Annotated in this window: 15 protein-coding genes; 4 read left to right on the top strand and 11 right to left on the bottom strand. The window is 59.7% G+C overall.

The genetic code is table 11. The features are described 5' to 3' along the window. Nucleotides 1–76: 76 nt before the first annotated feature. The 11 genes from purH to gcbA all read right to left on the bottom strand — a co-directional run bounded on the left by purH (nt 77) and on the right by gcbA (nt 13,748). Nucleotides 77–1,684, bottom strand: coding sequence for a bifunctional phosphoribosylaminoimidazolecarboxamide formyltransferase/IMP cyclohydrolase (purH, locus tag ACYZUC_RS17070; protein ID WP_008038724.1), 1,608 nt, complete (start codon nt 1,682–1,684; stop codon nt 77–79). Between the two features lie 81 nt (nt 1,685–1,765). Then, on the bottom strand, nt 1,766–2,086 hold the full coding sequence (gene fis / locus ACYZUC_RS17065) for a DNA-binding transcriptional regulator Fis (protein WP_007907419.1): 321 nt from the start codon (nt 2,084–2,086) through the stop codon (nt 1,766–1,768). Next, nucleotides 2,083–3,093, bottom strand: coding sequence for a tRNA dihydrouridine synthase DusB (gene dusB / locus ACYZUC_RS17060; protein ID WP_461989403.1), 1,011 nt, complete (start codon nt 3,091–3,093; stop codon nt 2,083–2,085). The genes fis and dusB overlap by 4 nt, the downstream gene beginning before the upstream one ends. A 185-nt stretch (nt 3,094–3,278) precedes the next feature. Continuing rightward, nucleotides 3,279–4,529: a DUF3426 domain-containing protein gene (locus ACYZUC_RS17055; RefSeq protein ID WP_461989402.1), complete on the bottom strand. Its 1,251-nt coding sequence runs from the start codon at nt 4,527–4,529 to the stop codon at nt 3,279–3,281. Nucleotides 4,530–4,559: 30 nt separating this feature from the next. Continuing rightward, the gene (prmA, locus tag ACYZUC_RS17050) at nt 4,560–5,438 is read right to left on the bottom strand and encodes a 50S ribosomal protein L11 methyltransferase (protein ID WP_461989401.1); all 879 of its coding nucleotides are present in this window, start codon (nt 5,436–5,438) and stop codon (nt 4,560–4,562) included. A 282-nt stretch (nt 5,439–5,720) separates the two neighbouring features. Beyond that, a complete protein-coding gene (accC, locus tag ACYZUC_RS17045) occupies nt 5,721–7,079 on the bottom strand; it encodes an acetyl-CoA carboxylase biotin carboxylase subunit (protein ID WP_461989400.1) in 1,359 nt (452 codons plus the stop codon). Between the two features lie 17 nt (nt 7,080–7,096). Then, nucleotides 7,097–7,558 (bottom strand): acetyl-CoA carboxylase biotin carboxyl carrier protein, encoded by a 462-nt coding sequence (accB, locus tag ACYZUC_RS17040; protein ID WP_028620186.1) that lies wholly within the window; start codon nt 7,556–7,558, stop codon nt 7,097–7,099. A 24-nt stretch (nt 7,559–7,582) separates the two neighbouring features. Continuing rightward, the gene (gene aroQ, locus ACYZUC_RS17035) at nt 7,583–8,038 is read right to left on the bottom strand and encodes a type II 3-dehydroquinate dehydratase (RefSeq protein ID WP_008031265.1); all 456 of its coding nucleotides are present in this window, start codon (nt 8,036–8,038) and stop codon (nt 7,583–7,585) included. Between the two features lie 131 nt (nt 8,039–8,169). Further along, a complete protein-coding gene (locus ACYZUC_RS17030; protein ID WP_461989399.1) occupies nt 8,170–9,909 on the bottom strand; it encodes a protein-disulfide reductase DsbD in 1,740 nt (579 codons plus the stop codon). Nucleotides 9,910–10,078: 169 nt separating this feature from the next. After that, nucleotides 10,079–11,122 carry a methyl-accepting chemotaxis protein gene (locus ACYZUC_RS17025; protein WP_461996723.1) on the bottom strand — a complete coding sequence of 348 codons (1,044 nt, stop codon included), beginning with the start codon at nt 11,120–11,122 and terminating at the stop codon, nt 10,079–10,081. Nucleotides 11,123–12,077: 955 nt separating this feature from the next. Further along, the gene (gene gcbA / locus ACYZUC_RS17020) at nt 12,078–13,748 is read right to left on the bottom strand and encodes a diguanylate cyclase GcbA (protein ID WP_461989398.1); all 1,671 of its coding nucleotides are present in this window, start codon (nt 13,746–13,748) and stop codon (nt 12,078–12,080) included. 315 nt (nt 13,749–14,063) lie between these two features. On the opposite strand from gcbA, the gene ACYZUC_RS17015 reads away from it, so the two are divergent. The 4 genes from ACYZUC_RS17015 to ACYZUC_RS17000 all read left to right on the top strand — a co-directional run bounded on the left by ACYZUC_RS17015 (nt 14,064) and on the right by ACYZUC_RS17000 (nt 16,901). Further along, entirely contained in the window at nt 14,064–15,215 is a 1,152-nt protein-coding gene (locus ACYZUC_RS17015) for a DUF2515 family protein (RefSeq protein ID WP_461989397.1), read from the top strand. Nucleotides 15,216–15,427: 212 nt separating this feature from the next. Beyond that, nucleotides 15,428–15,943, top strand: a complete 516-nt coding sequence (locus ACYZUC_RS17010; RefSeq protein ID WP_461989396.1) for a hypothetical protein — start codon at nt 15,428–15,430, stop codon at nt 15,941–15,943. Continuing rightward, nucleotides 15,922–16,428, top strand: a complete 507-nt coding sequence (locus ACYZUC_RS17005) for an Hcp family type VI secretion system effector (protein WP_461989395.1) — start codon at nt 15,922–15,924, stop codon at nt 16,426–16,428. Before ACYZUC_RS17010 ends, ACYZUC_RS17005 begins: the two co-directional genes overlap by 22 nt. After that, nucleotides 16,425–16,901, top strand: coding sequence for a hypothetical protein (locus ACYZUC_RS17000; RefSeq protein WP_461989394.1), 477 nt, complete (start codon nt 16,425–16,427; stop codon nt 16,899–16,901). The genes ACYZUC_RS17005 and ACYZUC_RS17000 overlap by 4 nt, the downstream gene beginning before the upstream one ends. Nucleotides 16,902–16,946 lie beyond the last annotated feature (45 nt).

The raw sequence follows: 16,946 nt of genomic DNA, 5'->3' as shown, positions 1-16,946 counted from the left end.
GAAGGCATCACCTCGGTATTGCAGTTGCACCGCGGCGTTCTCTTCGCGGGCAAGCCTCGCTCCTACAAGAGCTGGATCAGTGACGGAAGTGGCGCATGCCGGTGAATACCATGGCGATGCCGGCTTCATCAGCTGCTGCAATCACTTCGTTGTCACGCATCGAACCACCCGGCTGGATCACCGCAGTGATGCCGACCTTGGCCGCGTTGTCCAGGCCGTCGCGGAACGGGAAGAACGCGTCGGATGCCATGACCGAGCCCGCTACCTGCAAGCCGGCATGTTCAGCCTTGATCGCAGCAATACGCGCAGAGTTCACGCGGCTCATCTGGCCAGCGCCGACACCGATGGTCTGACGGTTCTTGGCGTAGACGATGGCGTTGGACTTGACGTACTTGGCGACTTTCCAGGCGAAGATCAGGTCGTGGATTTCCTGTTCGGTCGGTGCACGCTTGGTCACGACTTTCAGGTCATCGGCGCTGATCATGCCGATGTCGCGGCTCTGCACCAGCAGGCCACCGTTGACGCGTTTGTAGTCCCAGGCAGCGGCGCGGTCAGCCGACCACTCGCCGCAGGCCAGCAGGCGCACGTTGGCTTTTGCCGCGACGATGGCGCGGGCTTCTTCGCTGACGCTCGGGGCGATGATCACTTCGACGAACTGACGCTCGACGATGGCCTTGGCGGTCTCGGCATCCAGCTCGCGGTTGAAGGCGATGATGCCGCCGAACGCGGATTCGGTGTCGGTGGCGTAGGCCAGTTCGTAGGCCTGACGGATGCCGCCTTCGGCGTCCGGGCTCACGGCAACACCACACGGGTTGGCGTGCTTGACGATCACGCAGGCCGGTTTGACGAAGCTCTTCACACATTCCAGCGCGGCGTCGGTGTCGGCCACGTTGTTGTAGGACAGCTCCTTGCCTTGCAGTTGGGTCGCGGTGGCGATACCAACTTCAGCCGGCTTGGCTTCAACGTAGAACGCCGCGCTCTGGTGCGGGTTCTCGCCGTAGCGCATTTCCTGAGCCTTGATGAACTGGCTGTTGAAGGTGCGCGGGAACTCGCTGCGACCTTCGGTGCTGAGGGTGTCAGCGGCCTGGTTCACGGTGCCCATGTAGTTGGCGATCATGCCGTCGTAGGCAGCGGTGTGTTCGAAGGCCTTGAGCATCAGGTCGAAACGCTGAGCGTAGGTCAGGCCGCCGGCCTTCAGGCTTTCCAGCACGTTGGCGTAGTCGCTGGCATTCACCACGATGGCCACGTCTTTATGGTTTTTTGCCGCCGAACGGACCATGGTCGGGCCGCCGATGTCGATGTTCTCGATGGCGGTCGGCAGGTCACAGCCTGGCTTGTTGATGGTGGCTTCGAACGGGTACAGGTTGACCGCCACCAGATCGATCGGCTTGATGCCGTGCTCGTTCATGATCGCGTCGTCGATACCGCGACGACCGAGGATCCCGCCGTGGATTTTCGGGTGCAGGGTTTTCACCCGACCGTCCATCATTTCTGCGAAACCGGTGTAATCCGCGACTTCCACTGCGGCAACGCCGTTGTCACGCAGCAGCTTGAACGTTCCGCCGGTGGAGAGGATCTCGACGCCCAGGGCTTCAAGCTCTTTGGCGAATTCGAGGATCCCTGTCTTGTCGGAAACGCTGATCAAGGCGCGGCGGATCGGCAGGCGGGTAGTCTGGTCGGTCATTTCAATTTCCATCAAAAGCAAAGGAGTCAGCAAAAAAGGCGACCGTTTTTACGCGGGCGCCTTTCTGGTTTGATTGAATGCTTAAAGCAAATCGTACTGCTTGAGTTTCTTGCGCAGGGTGCCTCGGTTCAGCCCGAGCAGCTCGCTGGCCTTGGTCTGGTTACCCTTGACGTAGTTCATCACGCACTCGAGCAGGGGCGCCTCGACTTCGGAGAGCACCAGGTTGTACACATCCGTGACGGCAGCGCCCTCAAGGTGGGCGAAATAATTGTGCAGCGCCTTCTCGACACTCCCGCGAAGGGTCTGGCCTTCTTCGCTTGGCGTATTGAGGTGCTGTTTCAAATTCACGTTGTCGCTCACGGGTGTTGTTCCACTCACTAAAGTCTCGGTCATCATCGTCATGCGGCCACCTCGTCTCCGTCCCCTGTCAGGCTCTTGTAACGTTCGGCGAAGAAGCCCTGAACGTTGGCGCATTGTGCTTCCGTATCTTCCAAACGATTGAAGTGGGCGCGAAACTCCCTGGCGCCCGGCAAGGTTGCGAGATACCAGCCCACATGCTTCCGAGCGATCCGGACACCCATGACATCTCCATAGAAGACGTGCAGTGCAGCCAGATGCTCTAGCAGAATGCGTTCCACCTCGATCAGGTCCAGCGCCGGGAGCTTTTCGCCGGTACGCAGAAAATGGTCGATCTCGCGAAAAATCCATGGCCGCCCCTGGGCAGCCCGTCCAACCAACAGTCCATCGGCACCGGTCGCGTCGAGCACGTAACGGGCCTTTTCCGGCGAATCGATATCGCCATTGGCGAAGACCGGCATCGACACGGCCTGCTTGATCGCGGCAATGGTGTCGTACTCGGCTTCACCGGTGTACAGATCGGCACGGGTGCGGCCATGGACCGCCAACGCCGTAATGCCTGCCTGCTCGGCGATCTTCGCCACCGTCAGACCGTTCTTGTTGTCCCGGTCCCAGCCGGTACGGATCTTCAAGGTAACCGGCACATCAACCGCAGCCACCACGGCCTGCAGGATCTCGGTCACCAGTGCTTCATCCTTCAACAGTGCGGAACCGGCGGCCTTGTTGCAGACCTTCTTTGCCGGACAGCCCATGTTGATATCAATAATCTGTGCGCCCAGTTCGACGTTGGCCCGGGCCGCATCCGCCAGCATCTGCGCATCACCACCGGCGATCTGTACCGAGCGTGGCTCGGGATCACCTTCGTGGATCATGCGCATGCGCGATTTGCGGGTGTTCCACAAACTCATGTCGCTGGTGACCATTTCCGAGACTACAAGTCCTGCGCCCAGTCGCTTGCACAGCTGACGAAAGGGTTGGTCGGTGACACCCGCCATAGGGGCAAGAATCAAGCCGTTGTGCAATGTGTATGGACCGATGCGTACCGCCGACATAAGACTTTCCAGTTGTGGGGCCGGATCATGAGAGTTCGAAAAAGGGTTGGCATGATACCCGCTCTCGATGACTGGATAAAGGCTGAATTGAACAAAATCTGAACAGTTATTCTGTTATTGCCAGCAGTTTGGTATGAGCGGTCTCTGCCAGAAATGTGCCGTCAAACCCGTAACACTGAACCGTTTCACTCGGGCGAATGAAAGCTCAGGCTGTAGTTCACGGCTTTGGCGCCTGGGTCGAGAATATCCAGGGCGATGTGGATCGGCGTTTGCGGCGGCATTTCAGCCATGCCTTCAAGGTCGCCGTTGAGGTACTCGCCGGGCTTGAAGCGACGGCTGGCGATCAGGTGGCCGTTGAGGTCGGCAAAGCGCAGTTCCAGCAACGGGAACGGCTGGGAGAACGGCGCGCGGTTGTAGATGATCGCGTCGACCACCAGCGCGCCATTGAATTCCGGATGGCTGCGCACCACCAGGTTGCTGCTCTTGATTTTCGCGATGTCGACTTTCGAGGGCACGGTGCAGCCGATTTGCGGGCAGAACTGCTGGAACCACGGACGGTACTGATCCTGGCGTGCCAGTTCATCAAAATGGTAAGCGATGTATTGACCCACAAGTGCGCCAGCGCCGAGCAGGATCAGCAGCAACCAGAAAAACCGCCGGCCCCAGGGCGAGCGGCGTTTTTGCCAATCAAGTTGCAGCGGGTCATCGGTCAGGTCTTGCAGCACCTCGGCGCGTACGCCCGGTTCGCTGCGTTCACGACGTTTGCGCAGCGGCTCGATCGAAGGCAGGTCGTCGTCGATATCGTCACTGGCGTCGGTCGCTGACAGGCGTTCGTGATGGAGTGGGGCGTCGAGTGGATCGTTCAGGCGCAGTTGCGGCGGCAGAGACTCGTCGTCCAGTTCCACGGGTTCCAGGGACAACGAGGGTTCGGTGCGCGAAGGTTTGCTCGGCTCGATCGCCGGTTCCGGCGTGAGGGTAACTTCTGCCGCTTCTGCCGCTTCCGCCGCTTCGGCGCGATCGGCGGCGGATTCGCTGAACAGGCTGTCGGACCACGGCTCTTCGTCGTGCTCGGCGCTATCGCGGCGGGCGCTCAGGCTGTCTTCGCGGTGGCGACCGAATTCGGTGGTCGGCTGGATTTCCCGCTGTTCCAGTCGAGCGAGTTCTTCATCCAGGTCCAGGCTGTCCAGGTCCAGTTCGGCGGCAGTCCACTGCTTCTGACTGATGGCTCGATGTTCTGGCTCGGCTGTCTCGACGATGGCCGGAGCCGCCGGGAGGATCACTTCCTTGCCCGCCTGCTCAAGCAGTTGCTTGGCGGCGTTGAACACCTGCAGGCACGAGCCGCAACGAACCACTCCACGGGCCACGCTCAATTGAGCATGGCTGACGCGGAAGCTGGTTTGGCAATGCGGGCACTGGGTGACGAAGCTGTCGGTCATGCGGCGATCCGGATTATGCAGGCGCTCATTCTAGCGCCGACGGCCAGTGATGCGCACCCAGCCATCGCGATTGGCGATCGGGTCCAGATCGAAGTCCTGCGCGTAGGCGACGGCTACTTCATCACCTTGTTCGGCGAGGATGCCCGACAGCGCCAGGCGACCACCCGGTTTGACCAGGCTCGACAGTTGCGGTGCGAGGGAGACCAGCGGGCCGGCGAGGATGTTGGCCACCAGCACATCGGCCTTAACCTGTGGCAGATCTTCCGGCAGATACAGCGGGAAGAGCGCATCGGCGATGTTGTTGCGACCGGCATTGTCGCGGGACGCTTCCAGCGCCTGCACGTCGATGTCAGTGCCGACGGCTTCCTTGGCGCCCAGCAACAGGGCGGCAATCGCCAGGATCCCCGAGCCGCAACCGAAGTCCAGCACGTTGCAGTCTTTCAGGTCCTGACCGTCGAGCCATTCCAGGCACAGCGCGGTGGTCGGGTGCGTGCCGGTGCCGAACGCGAGGCCCGGGTCCAGCAGAATGTTCACGGCGTCGGGTTCAGGCGCGGCGTGCCAGCTCGGCACGATCCACAGGCGTTGACCGAAGCGCATTGGTTGGAAATCGTCCATCCAGCTGCGTTCCCAGTCTTGGTCTTCGATCACTTCGCTGTGATGCTCAGGCAGAGGGCTGCCGGTCAGCAGCTCCAGATGTGCCAGGACCGAAGCGGCTTCGGTGCCGCCTTCGAACAGGGCCAGCAGGTGAGTGTGCGACCACAGCGGGGTGGTGTTGAGTTCCGGTTCGAAGATCGGCTGGTCTTCGGCGTCCATGAAAGTCACCGACACGGCGCCCACTTCAAGGAAAGCGTCTTCGTAGGTTTCGGCTTGTTCTGGGCTGATGGCGAGACGGACTTGCAGCCAAGGCATGGCGGGCACCTTTGAAAAATATTGATTGCAGCCTAGCGGGCTGCGAGAAGCGCGCAAGTTTACGCGAGCGCGAAGGGTTTGTGGGAGTGGCTTGCCCCTGCAGTTCACTGTGGGAGTGAGCCTGCTCGCGATAGCGGTGTGTCAGCTACATGAATGTTGAATGGGGCGCCGCCATCGCGAGCAGGCTCGCTCCCACAGGTATTACGTGCTGCCCAGCATCGGATGAAACCTTCAGAAACAACAAAGCCGCCCGAAGGCGGCTTTGTTGATCAGGCTAAAAGCTTAGTGCTTTTCGCCAGCCAGCTTGTGTTCCAGGTAGTGAATGTTCACACCACCTTTGCAGAAGCCTTCATCGCGGGTCAGGTCGCGGTGCAACGGGATGTTGGTCTTGATCCCGTCGACAACGATTTCGTCCAGCGCATTGCGCATGCGCGCCATGGCTTCGTCACGGGTTGCGCCGTAGGTGATCAGCTTGCCGATCAACGAATCGTAGTTCGGCGGAACGGCATAACCGCTGTACAGGTGCGAATCGACGCGAACGCCGTTGCCGCCTGGAGCGTGGAAATGCTTGACCGTGCCTGGGCTTGGCATGAAGGTTTTCGGGTCTTCGGCGTTGATCCGGCATTCCAGCGCGTGACCGCGGATGACCACGTCATCCTGGGTGAACGACAGCTTGTTGCCGGCGGCGATGCTGAGCATCTCCTTGACGATGTCGATACCAGTGACCATTTCCGAAACCGGGTGCTCTACCTGGACACGAGTGTTCATCTCGATGAAGTAGAAGTGACCGTTTTCGTAAAGGAACTCAAAGGTGCCGGCGCCGCGGTAGCCGATGTCGATGCACGCCTTGACGCAGCGAGCGAGGACTTCCTGGCGTGCTTTCTCGTCGATGCCCGGTGCTGGCGCTTCTTCGAGAACCTTCTGGTGACGACGTTGCAGCGAGCAATCGCGGTCGCCCAGATGAATGGCGTGGCCCTGGCCGTCGGAAAGTACCTGAACTTCCACGTGACGTGGGTTGGTCAGGAATTTTTCCAGATAGACCATCGGGTTGCCGAACGCTGCGCCTGCTTCGGTGCGGGTCAGCTTGGCGAAGGAGATCAGGTCTTCTTCGTTATGCACAACGCGCATGCCGCGACCACCGCCGCCGCCAGCGGCTTTGATGATCACCGGGTAACCGACTTCGCGACCGATGCGCAGAGCGGTTTCTTCGTCTTCCGGCAGCGGGCCGTCAGAACCCGGAACGGTTGGAACGCCAGCAGCGATCATCGCGTGCTTGGCCGATACCTTGTCGCCCATCAGGCGAATGGTGTCGGCTTTCGGACCAATGAAGGCGAAGCCGGAGTTCTCGACCTGCTCAGCGAAATCAGCGTTTTCCGCAAGGAAACCGTAGCCTGGGTGAATGGCGGTGGCGCCGGTCACTTCAGCCGCGGCGATGATTGCCGGGATGTGCAGGTAAGAGTGGGCGGCCGAGGCCGGACCGATGCAGACGGATTCGTCTGCCAGGCCCAGGTGCATCAGCTCTTTGTCTGCCTTGGAGTAAACGGCGACGGTCTTGATGCCCATCTCTTTGCAGGCACGCAGAATCCGCAGTGCGATCTCACCGCGGTTGGCGATCAGAACTTTTTCCAACTTCGCAGTCATCAAAGTTTCTCCGCGGTTCAAACGATGGTGAACAGCGGTTGGTCGTACTCAACCGGCTGGCCGTCTTCGACGAGGATGGATTCGATCACACCGCTGGTTTCAGCTTCGATGTGGTTCATCATCTTCATGGCTTCGACGATGCACAGGGTGTCGCCTTTCTTCACGGTCTGGCCGACTTCAACGAAGGACGGCGAGCTTGGCGAAGACTTGCGATAGAAGGTGCCGACCATTGGCGAACGGGCAACGGTGCCGTTCAGGACAGGGGCGGACGGAGCAGCAGGAGCGGCAGCGGCAACCGGGGCAGCAGCAACAGGCGCTGGAGCCGGAGCATGCATTGGAGCCGGTGCGTAGTACTGCTGAGCCGGGGTTTTGCTATGGCGGCTGATGCGAACGGACTCTTCGCCTTCCTTGATCTCGAGCTCGTCGATGCCGGACTCTTCCAGCAGTTCGATCAGTTTCTTAACTTTACGGATATCCATGAATCATCAACTCCCAAGGGTCGGTCAGGGGCGTATAGCTTGTTGTTCAAGCTGTTCCAGGGCAGCCTCCAGGGCCAGTCGATAACCGCTGGCGCCAAGGCCGCAGATCACTCCCACCGCTACGTCGGAGAAGTAAGAGTGATGGCGGAAAGGTTCGCGTTTGTGCACGTTAGACAAATGCACTTCGATGAATGGGATGCTCACCGCCAGCAGCGCGTCACGTAATGCGACACTTGTGTGTGTAAAAGCTGCTGGATTGATCAGAATGAAGTCCACACCTTCGCTGCGGGCAGCGTGGATGCGGTCGATCAATTCGTACTCGGCATTGCTTTGCAGGTGCAGCAAATGATGACCGGCTTCACGAGCGCGGCGTTCCAGGTCCTGGTTGATCTGCGCCAGTGTCGTAGCGCCATAGGTGCCCGGTTCACGGGTGCCGAGCATGTTCAGGTTGGGGCCGTGCAGAACCAATAGGGTCGCCATCTGCTGTTCCTTGTTATCCGTGTGCATTTGTCAGAACCCGGCGACTATGCCGCAAAGCCTTTGTGACTGTCCAGTTCTATGCAATAGCCAGCACGATGGCCGATGTTTGCGCGAAATATGTGACCGGGTGATTAAGTCCGGTCATTTGCTTTGGATACACGTTCGGCGAAGTCCGTGGCGCTGATTTCGCCGATCACTCGTACATCGGTGCGTTCGACACCGTCCTTGCCGAAAAACATCAGCGCCGGTGGGCCGAATAGTTTGTAGCGGTCGAGGAGGGCGCGTTGCTCGGCGTTGCTGGTGGTGATGTCGAAGCGAATCAGCCGATAACCCTTGAGGCGTTCGACGACTTGCGCGTCGTTAAGCACTTTGTGTTCGATGACTTTGCAGCTGATGCACCAGTCGGCGTACCAGTCGAGCAGCAGTGGCGTGCCGGAGGATTTGGCTTCGGCGAGGACGCGATCGAGTTCGGCCGGAGTCGTGACGGTTTGCCAGTCGCTGGTGTTTTGCGACTGCTCGTTGCTGCTGATGACACGCGACTGGCCGATTGGGTTGAACGGATCGGTCTGGCCACTGAAGGCGCCGTACCAACATGCCAGTGCATAAAACAGCAGGAACATTCCGAGTAACTGGCCCAGGCGTTTTCGCGGAGGTTTGTAGACGAACTCCAGCGCGCCCATGAACAAACCGACGCCGCCGGCCAGCAAACCGATCAGCAACAAAGTGATCTGTCCCGGTAGCACGCGACTGAGCAGGCCGATCGCCAGGCCCAGCAACAACACACCAATCGCGTTTTTCACGTAGACCAGCCATGGTCCGCTTTTCGGCAGCCAGGCGGCACCGCCGGTGGCCACCAGCAGCAGCGGTGCGCCCATGCCGAGGCCGAGCATGAACAGTTTCAAGCCGCCGCCCAACGCATCGCCACTGGCGCTGATGTACAGCAGCGCGCCGGCCAGTGGTGCCGAGACGCAGGGTGAAACCAACAGGCTGGAAACCACGCCCAGCACCGCCGCGCCCCACAACGAACCGCCTTCGGTGCGCCCGGCAATTCGGTCCAGCCGACTGCTGATCGTGTGCGGCAACTTGAGTTCGAAGACACCGAACATCGCCAGGGCAAACAGCGCAAAAAACATCGCGAACGGCACCAGCACCCACGCCGATTGCAGCCGCGCCTGAAGGTTGAGCTGCGCACCGAACATCCCCATCAACGCACCGAGCAGGGCGAAGCAGGCAGCCATCGGCAGCACGTAAGCGAGCGACAGGTTGAAGCCGCGCCAGCCACCCACCTGGCCACGCAACACCACGCCGGAGAGGATCGGCAGCATCGGCAGCACGCAAGGGGTGAAGGTCAGGCCAAGGCCCGCAAGGAAGAACAATGCCAGCTCCCGCCAGCTCCAACTCGTGGTGGCGCCGCCACTGCCGTCGATACTCAGGCGTTCGGTCTCGGGCGGATAGCACAGGCCTTTGTCGGCACACCCTTGATAGGTCACCGCCAGCGTGAAGGCGCGTTGATCGGTGCGCGGCAGTTCGACATCGAGAATCCCGTGGTAAACCTCGACGTCGCCGAAGTACTCATCGTGTTTCTGCTCGCCTTTGGGCAGCTGTGCCGGGCCGACTACGATCTCGGCGGGATCGGCACGAAACTGAAAGCGATGGCGGTAGAGGTAATAACCCTCGGTGGCGACAAAACGCAGCTTGATCGATTGTGGCGTGCTGTCTATCAGGCTCAGTTGAAAGGCTTCGCGCACCGGCAGGAAGTCGGCGCTGTTGTTGATCGAGCCCAGGGTGGAGCTGGGTCGACTCTCCAGCAAACCGGCGGCGGTGGCCGGCAGGGCGAGCACTAAAAGCAGCAGGCAGAGCAAACGGCGCATGACAATCTCGCGTATCGGAATTGGGGGCATGATAGCGGACAGTTGCACGGATTGCCCCGCCCCTGTAGGAGCGAGGCTTGCCCGCGAAGAACGATGATACGGTTCGCCTGATAAACCGTGTCGTTTGGTTCGCGGGCAAGCCTCGCTTCTACAAGGTTGTGGCGGTTTGTCAGACGCGGAATGCTTGAACGGCCGTATGCAACCGCCCGCCCAGCACCAACAAATGCTCACCTTGCTCACGCCCCTCTCCGATACGCAGCAAGTTATCCCCACCCAACTGGTGAATCCGCTCACTGTGATCACGGATTTCGCTGACGGCACCGCTCTGCTGAGCCGTGACATCGGCGATGCGTACGGCAGTGTCGGAAATCGTCTGGATCGCCCCGACGATTTTGTCCAGCGCGCCGTCGGCCGCCTGGGCCTGGTTGGCCGTTGCTTCAGCATGCTCAACCTGCGCACGCATACCTTCTACCGACTGTTGCGCCGCCGTTTGCAACCCGGCGATCAAGGTCTGAATTTCGGCCGTGGCGCCCGCGGTGCGTTGCGCCAGTGAGCGAACCTCTTCGGCCACGACGGCAAAACCACGACCCATTTCCCCGGCGCGGGCGGCTTCAATGGCGGCGTTCAAGGCCAGCAGGTTGGTCTGGTCGGCAATCGAGCGAATCACCGTCAGCACGCCACCGATGGTGGCCGACTCCGAGGCGAGGTGTTCGATCATCTGTGCATTGCCTTGCACTTCATCGACCAGTGCGTGCAGCCCGGTGAGGCTCAACCCGATGACTTTTTGCCCATGCTCCACCGCTAATCCCGCATGGCGGCTGGCGTCGGCAGCCTGGCTGGCATCGCCGGCGACTTGTTGAATGGTCGCCTCCAGCTCACCGAGTGAGTCGCGGATCAGCGCGGTGTCACCCGCCTGATGTTCGGCGCCGCTGTGCAAATCATTGCTCAACTCGGCCAGGGTGCGGCTGCTGCCGGCGACCTGCTCGGCGTTGAGGCGAATGGTTCCGACCAGATCGACGAGATAGGCGCGCAGTCGATTGAGCGAGGCCTGGATGTCATGCAACTCGCGATTGGTCTTGCCCAATTCGATGTCGCGACTGAAGTCGCCTTCGGCCCAGGTGGAGAGTGCCGGCGCGAGGTTGGTCAGCGTCCGGGCCAGGCGCCGCTGCAGGGTGTCGATGAGTAATGCGATCAGCAGAATCAGGCCGATCATCACCCCTTGCATCAGCCGCACTTCGCTCTGAATCTGCCCGTGCTGGGCACGGACCACCGGTTCCAGCCCGGCGATGGACTGTTGCACGGCAGCGATTTTCTGGTGAGTCGCGGCGCTGAGGTCGGCGCGTTTCTGGATCTGCTCGCGGGTGCGCGCAAGCTCTGCGGGATAGCGCGTGAGCAGGCTGTTGAGCTCGCGTTTGAGGCCGACGCCGGCATCTTCCGCAACGGTTTTTTCGGTGTTCTCCAGGCCCATCATTGCAGCGAAATCGTCGGTGCCCGATTCACTTTTTCCGGTAACGCCCAAGAGCGGCAAGGCGTTCAGAAGCTCGGCTTGCGTGCGAATGTTGGTGACTTCACGCTCGACATCGGCGGCCAGTTCGCTGCGGCCGCTGCTGACCAGTTTGTCCCGCGCCAAAGAGAGTTTGCCCAGGTGTTGAGAGGCCGCAAGCAATGGCGTCAGATAGCTCGCGTTGCTGCTGGCGTATTGACTCAACTGGTCGAGGCTGGCGCCGAGCTCGCGTTCGGCTTGCAGCAGTAGCGCCTGAGGATCGCCCGCGAGTTTGCCAGCGGCCAACAGGTCGGTTTTGCTGAATTCATCCAGGTTCGACAGGCTCGGACGCAAGCTGTCGGCCAACGTTGGCGGTAACTCGGCGAGTTCCTTTAGCAGGCCGTCGATGGCTTGGCTGGCGCTGCTCAGGCGCAGGGCATCGCCGCTGGCCAGGTAGTCCTCGATGTTGCGCGCCACTTCATTTTGAAATTGCTGGGACAACCCGAGGTAGCGCTCCATCAACAGATAGGGGCGCTCCAGGGCTTTTTGCGACCACCAAAGCGTGGCGCCGAGGGCCACGCACACGGCGACTAAAAGGAGGGTATTGAGATTGGTCAGCAGCTTCAGGCGCATCAAGGGACTACCAACGGCGAAATGGTAAGTGCCTGAAGTTATTGCGTTTCTATTACAGCATTATGACTGACTGGGTCGATTCCGATGAAAAAGTGGCACTTTGCTTTGACGTCCGTGCAGCTTGTACGCGGTTGCGTCCGGCATGCTTGGCGCGGTACAGCGCCTCGTCCGCCTGGCTGGCCATCATCAGGCCGTCGGAGTCTTCGCACAGTTCGACCACCCCGGCGCTGAACGTGCACCAGAGGTCCTGGGGCTGAGCGGGGTAATGGATTTCGGCGAAGCGCTGACGGATTTCGTCGAGGACTTTACAGGCCGCTTCGATATCGGTGTCTGGCATGACGATGGCGAATTCTTCGCCGCCGTAGCGGCCGATGAAATCGGTCTTGCGCAATCGTTGCTTGAGGAACAGCGCCAGGCTCTTGATCACACGGTCGCCCATGGGGTGACCGTGGCTGTCGTTGACCCGTTTGAAGTGGTCGATGTCGAGCATCGCAAAGCTCAGCGGCTTGCTCTCGCGGCGTGCGCGGAAGCTGCAGTCTTCGAGCAATTGCAGAATGTGCGTGTGGTTGTACAGCCCGGTGAGGCTGTCGCGGACCATCCGCGCTTTCAGATTGCGTGCCCGCGCCGCGCGGTTGCGCACGGTGGTGATCAGGTGCCGGGGCTTGATCGGTTTGGTCAGGAAGTCGTCGCCGCCCTCGCTCATGGCGTCGAGCTGCTTGTCCAGATCGTCTTCGGCCGACAGGTAAATGATCGGCACGCTGACATAGCGGTCATTGTGGCGGATCACTTTGGCCAGTTCCGTACCGGTGCAGGCCGGCATGTACATGTCGAGAATGATTAGGTCGGGCTGGAAATCCGCCAGTTCGGCCATGGCCTGGATCGGCTCGATCAAGGTGCGCGTGACGATCCCGGCGCTATTGAGCAGGCGCTCGGTGTGCAAGGCCTGGGCGCGGGAATCGTCGATGATCAGCACTTTATAAGGTTCGTACTGCGCGACGCAGGTCAGGACTTCGATTTTCTCCAGCAGGCTCGAGGCTTCGAGGGTGCCGGTGAGAAACTCCTGGCCACCGGCACGCACGGCGGCGAGGCGGGTCGGCGTGTCGGTTTCGTTCAGGCTGAAAAACAGCAACGGCAACGGTTCATCCAGACCGACCTGGGCTTCGGCGGCCAGCTTCAGGCCGACGCCGGGGCCGCTGAAGTCCACGTCCATGACGATCGCCGCAGGCAAGCGTTCGACCATCGAGGAGCGAAACGCCGACACGCTGTCGAGGGACTGGGCGCTGAGGCCGAAAAATTCCAGTTGTTTGGCCAGACGCTCGGCGCGGTCGTGATCCTGCAGCATCACGTAGATCGGCTTGCGCAATGGCGGAAGGAAGGTTTGTTCGAGCTGATCGCCATGGCGCAGGCCGGTACGCGACAGGCGCTGCATCAAGCGATTGAGGTCAGTGATCAGGCCGCTGCTGAGGCGTCCGCGATTGGCGTCGACAGCCTCCAGCGACTGGCCGATGTGGCGCGCCAGTTGCGTGTGTTCCGGTTGTTCGAAGCGCTCGGCGAAACGCAGCAGGCGCAGGTTGGCTTCACTCAGTTCCGATAAGTCGGTGGTGGACCACTCACTGCGTTGCAGGCGCTGCCAGATCTCAAGAATTTGACGTGCCTGATGAATTACCCGCTGGGCAAAGTGGTGCTTGAGGCGCTCACGGCTGGGGTCTTCTGGCTCGGTCATATCCTGACTACTAGTTAGGGTGCATGCTGAGATCGACTGGTGGCTCTATGCTAGCACCTCTTTTCAGTCACATGAGTGTCGTACGTCAATAATCTGCAATGCGACGTCATTCAGTTTCTGACTGGCTGGTCTGAAAATGCTTGTCGGTGATCTGACACTACCCATGATCAGGGCCTCTCCTGCCTGTTTTCGCGAATCGTCTGTCATCCCGGCGAGCGTTACTTGTCAGGGAGTTCTGATTTTTCGCCGGCAGATTCGAACCGGATTTTCGGCTGGTAGGGTGTTAGGGAAACCCTTAGATGCCATCGGCCCATCATGACCCAGTGTTTCAAAGAACATCCCAGCGACGAGCAGCGCCTGAATCACAACAGCACGCCCGTTGCTGATTGTGAATGCAAAGAGGAACTGCTCTATGGGAGCAAGACGTTTGTTACCGACGTCCCGATTCTGACGTGCGCGTGCCTATGGCGGCACTACCAGCGGGAGGCGGAGGACATCGTCGCACCTGGAGGGGTATTGATTGCCGACCCTGTCGAGCGCAACCGCGCTATCAACGCTGCGTACGCGCGACTCTGGTTGCACGATTCCAGGTTTCAGTGGGCCGGGCTGGCGGCGTTTGCCTCCAAGCAGGTTGGCTGCGCACTGCTTCATGCGGCGGACAGTATCGATCTCATTCGCGATGAGCATGAGGCGCGGGAGCGTTTGCGTGAGAGCCGCCGAGAGCATGGTTTGCTGACGCCTGACAGTATGGCCGGGCAGGCGGATGAGTTGCGTGAATATAAGGAAGCGGATGCGCGAAATCCGGTGCCTTCAGTGGATTTTCGTTCTGCGGGTGAGGACTTGTCGTTGGTGCAACAACAGTTCCGGCATGTGCACGACATGATGGCGCTGGGGAATACCACGCTATTTCTGGATGTTTTTCCGCTGCATGAGTTTTATGCGAAGCGGGGTTTGAGGGAGTTGAAGAAGTGCCTGGACGCCCGGAAGAGAATTTACGGGCATCCGAAGTTCCCGGTGTTGTGGCCAGCGGGGGAGGAAACGCTGAAGTTCGGGGTGGCTCACTTCGAAATTTTGCTGGGCTTTGAGGCGATAGAGGACGGAGACATCGCCGCAAGTGTTGAGCATTTGGCGCGGCATGAGCAGAACAATATCCTCCAGCCGACGATTTACCAGAACCGTCAATTGGTGGCATTGCTGCGTGCCAACCACGCTTCCTACGTCACGGGGTTTCCTTCAGGCGTTGCGCAGGCAATTGAGTTGACGCTTACCAGTCAATGCCAACGTGTCGAGGATGGGCGCACCATCGATTTTGGCGACAACCCGTTGGCGGACTTGTCCGACATCACGCAGCGAATGGCATTCGTTCTTCAGGCTGCAGCGCGTTTTGATCAGATGCTCGGTGACCACAACCGTTATGCGTTAGAACGGTCGATCAACGAAATCGCATTGAGCAGTCTCGGGCTATGACTCTGCAACCACGGTTATTCGACTGGCGCTGCTGTGCCTGCCTTCTACTTCTGAGTGCCTTGATATGGGCTGCCATACATCAGTTGAGGCAACCGTTGTGGGATGAACCCGAAATCGTCCTGGAAATAGGCGGGACGTATGAAGATCTACGCAGAAATTCTTCAGCCCCCTTTAGTCCGGAGATACGCGGACATATCTGGTCCGGTATCCCCATGACCGATGCGAAATTGCGGTTCGTCGACCCGAAATTTGGGTTCACCACTTCCGCTGCGCGCTTCTTTAGTGTCGGATTTGACGACAACATCATTTTCGGTATCCGCATGTCCCCGCAGATTGAGCCACTGCTGCTCGATGATGCCCTGGAAGTAGCGCTGGATTTACAAGACCAGTGGCGCGGGGGGGGATGGAGGGTGGCCGGTAGGACACGCTATCCACCCTTTGCCGACACGCCTGAATGGCGAGCGCAGCTGCGAGACAAAGGAGGCTCGGTTTACTGGAAGGCCGGCAAAAAATATCAAGTCTTGATGTACGTCCACCGTTTCAAATACGACCAACGGCCTGATGAAGAGCGCTACCTCATCACACTGTCGATCAGCAAACCGTGGACGCCTTTCGCAGAAGATGGGGATGAAGACGCTCTAATCGAACTGGACCAATCCATCCCGCTCACCCCCTTGTTTCCCAAAAAAACCAAAGGAGCCCCACCATGCCAACTCCCGCCTTCATGACCCTCCACGGCGAACACCAAGGCCTGATCAGCGCTGGTGCTTTTACTGAGGCGTCGGTGGGCAACATCTATCAAAAGGGGCGTGAGGACCAAATCATGATCCAGGCCCTGAGCCACGGGATCTTCGTACCGAAAGGGTCGGGCGCAGGTCGTCGGATGCACAAGCCCTTGATCATCTCCAAGGCCATCGACAAAGCGACACCGCTGATCAACAACGCTTTATGTTCTGGAGAATTGCTAAAAATATGCCGCGTCGAGTGGTATCGCACCTCGGCTCAGGGAGTCCAGGAACACTTTTATACGATGGAACTGGAAGACGCGGTGATCATCGGCGCTGAAGTGCTCATGCCGCATTGCCAGGATCCCGGTACCGCTCACCTCACTCAAGTGGAGAAAGTCCATTTCAGTTACCGGCGCATCTATTGGCGGCATGAAGTCAGTCGAACCATGGGTTCCGATGAGTGGAGCACTGAGGTGCCGGGATGAGGTTGGTCAACGAACTCGATCTGTCCGAGTGGGAGTGTCAACATGCCTGGCCCAGTGAACAAGCGCTGGAGCTTGTGCGCCAAGCGTTGCTGGATCGGCAACCCATCGATGGAATGGACGAGTTGCGTGCCGGCCTGTTGATCGATATCGACAGCGAGGTGCTTGACCCGATCGAGCGGGGAGAATGGTGGCTGGTCGGGCCTGAAGCCGATTTCGCTGACTGGGTAATGCCGGAGCGGGCGTTTGATCCAAAGATAATGGAACTGATGCAAAATCCGTCAGTCCAGCCCACAAGATCCCCAAGAATATTCCGCCTCGTAGACAGCGTAACGGGTGAGCCGCTGGCGCTTCATCACTACATCGCGACGGTGGATGGGGACACGGCGCCACGCAGGACCGACGGCAAGGGCATTGCGCATCTTTTTATTTCGGATGAGGTTCAGCAACTCTCAATGAAGGTCATTGGCGTTTAACCCTGGCAGGGCGACTAGAATTCATCGGCACACGGTTGTCACAGA

This window comes from Pseudomonas sp. GT1P32, from assembly GCF_054897805.1.
Note: the sequence above shows the minus strand (reverse complement) of the source record. Positions and strands in the feature narration are given on the sequence as shown.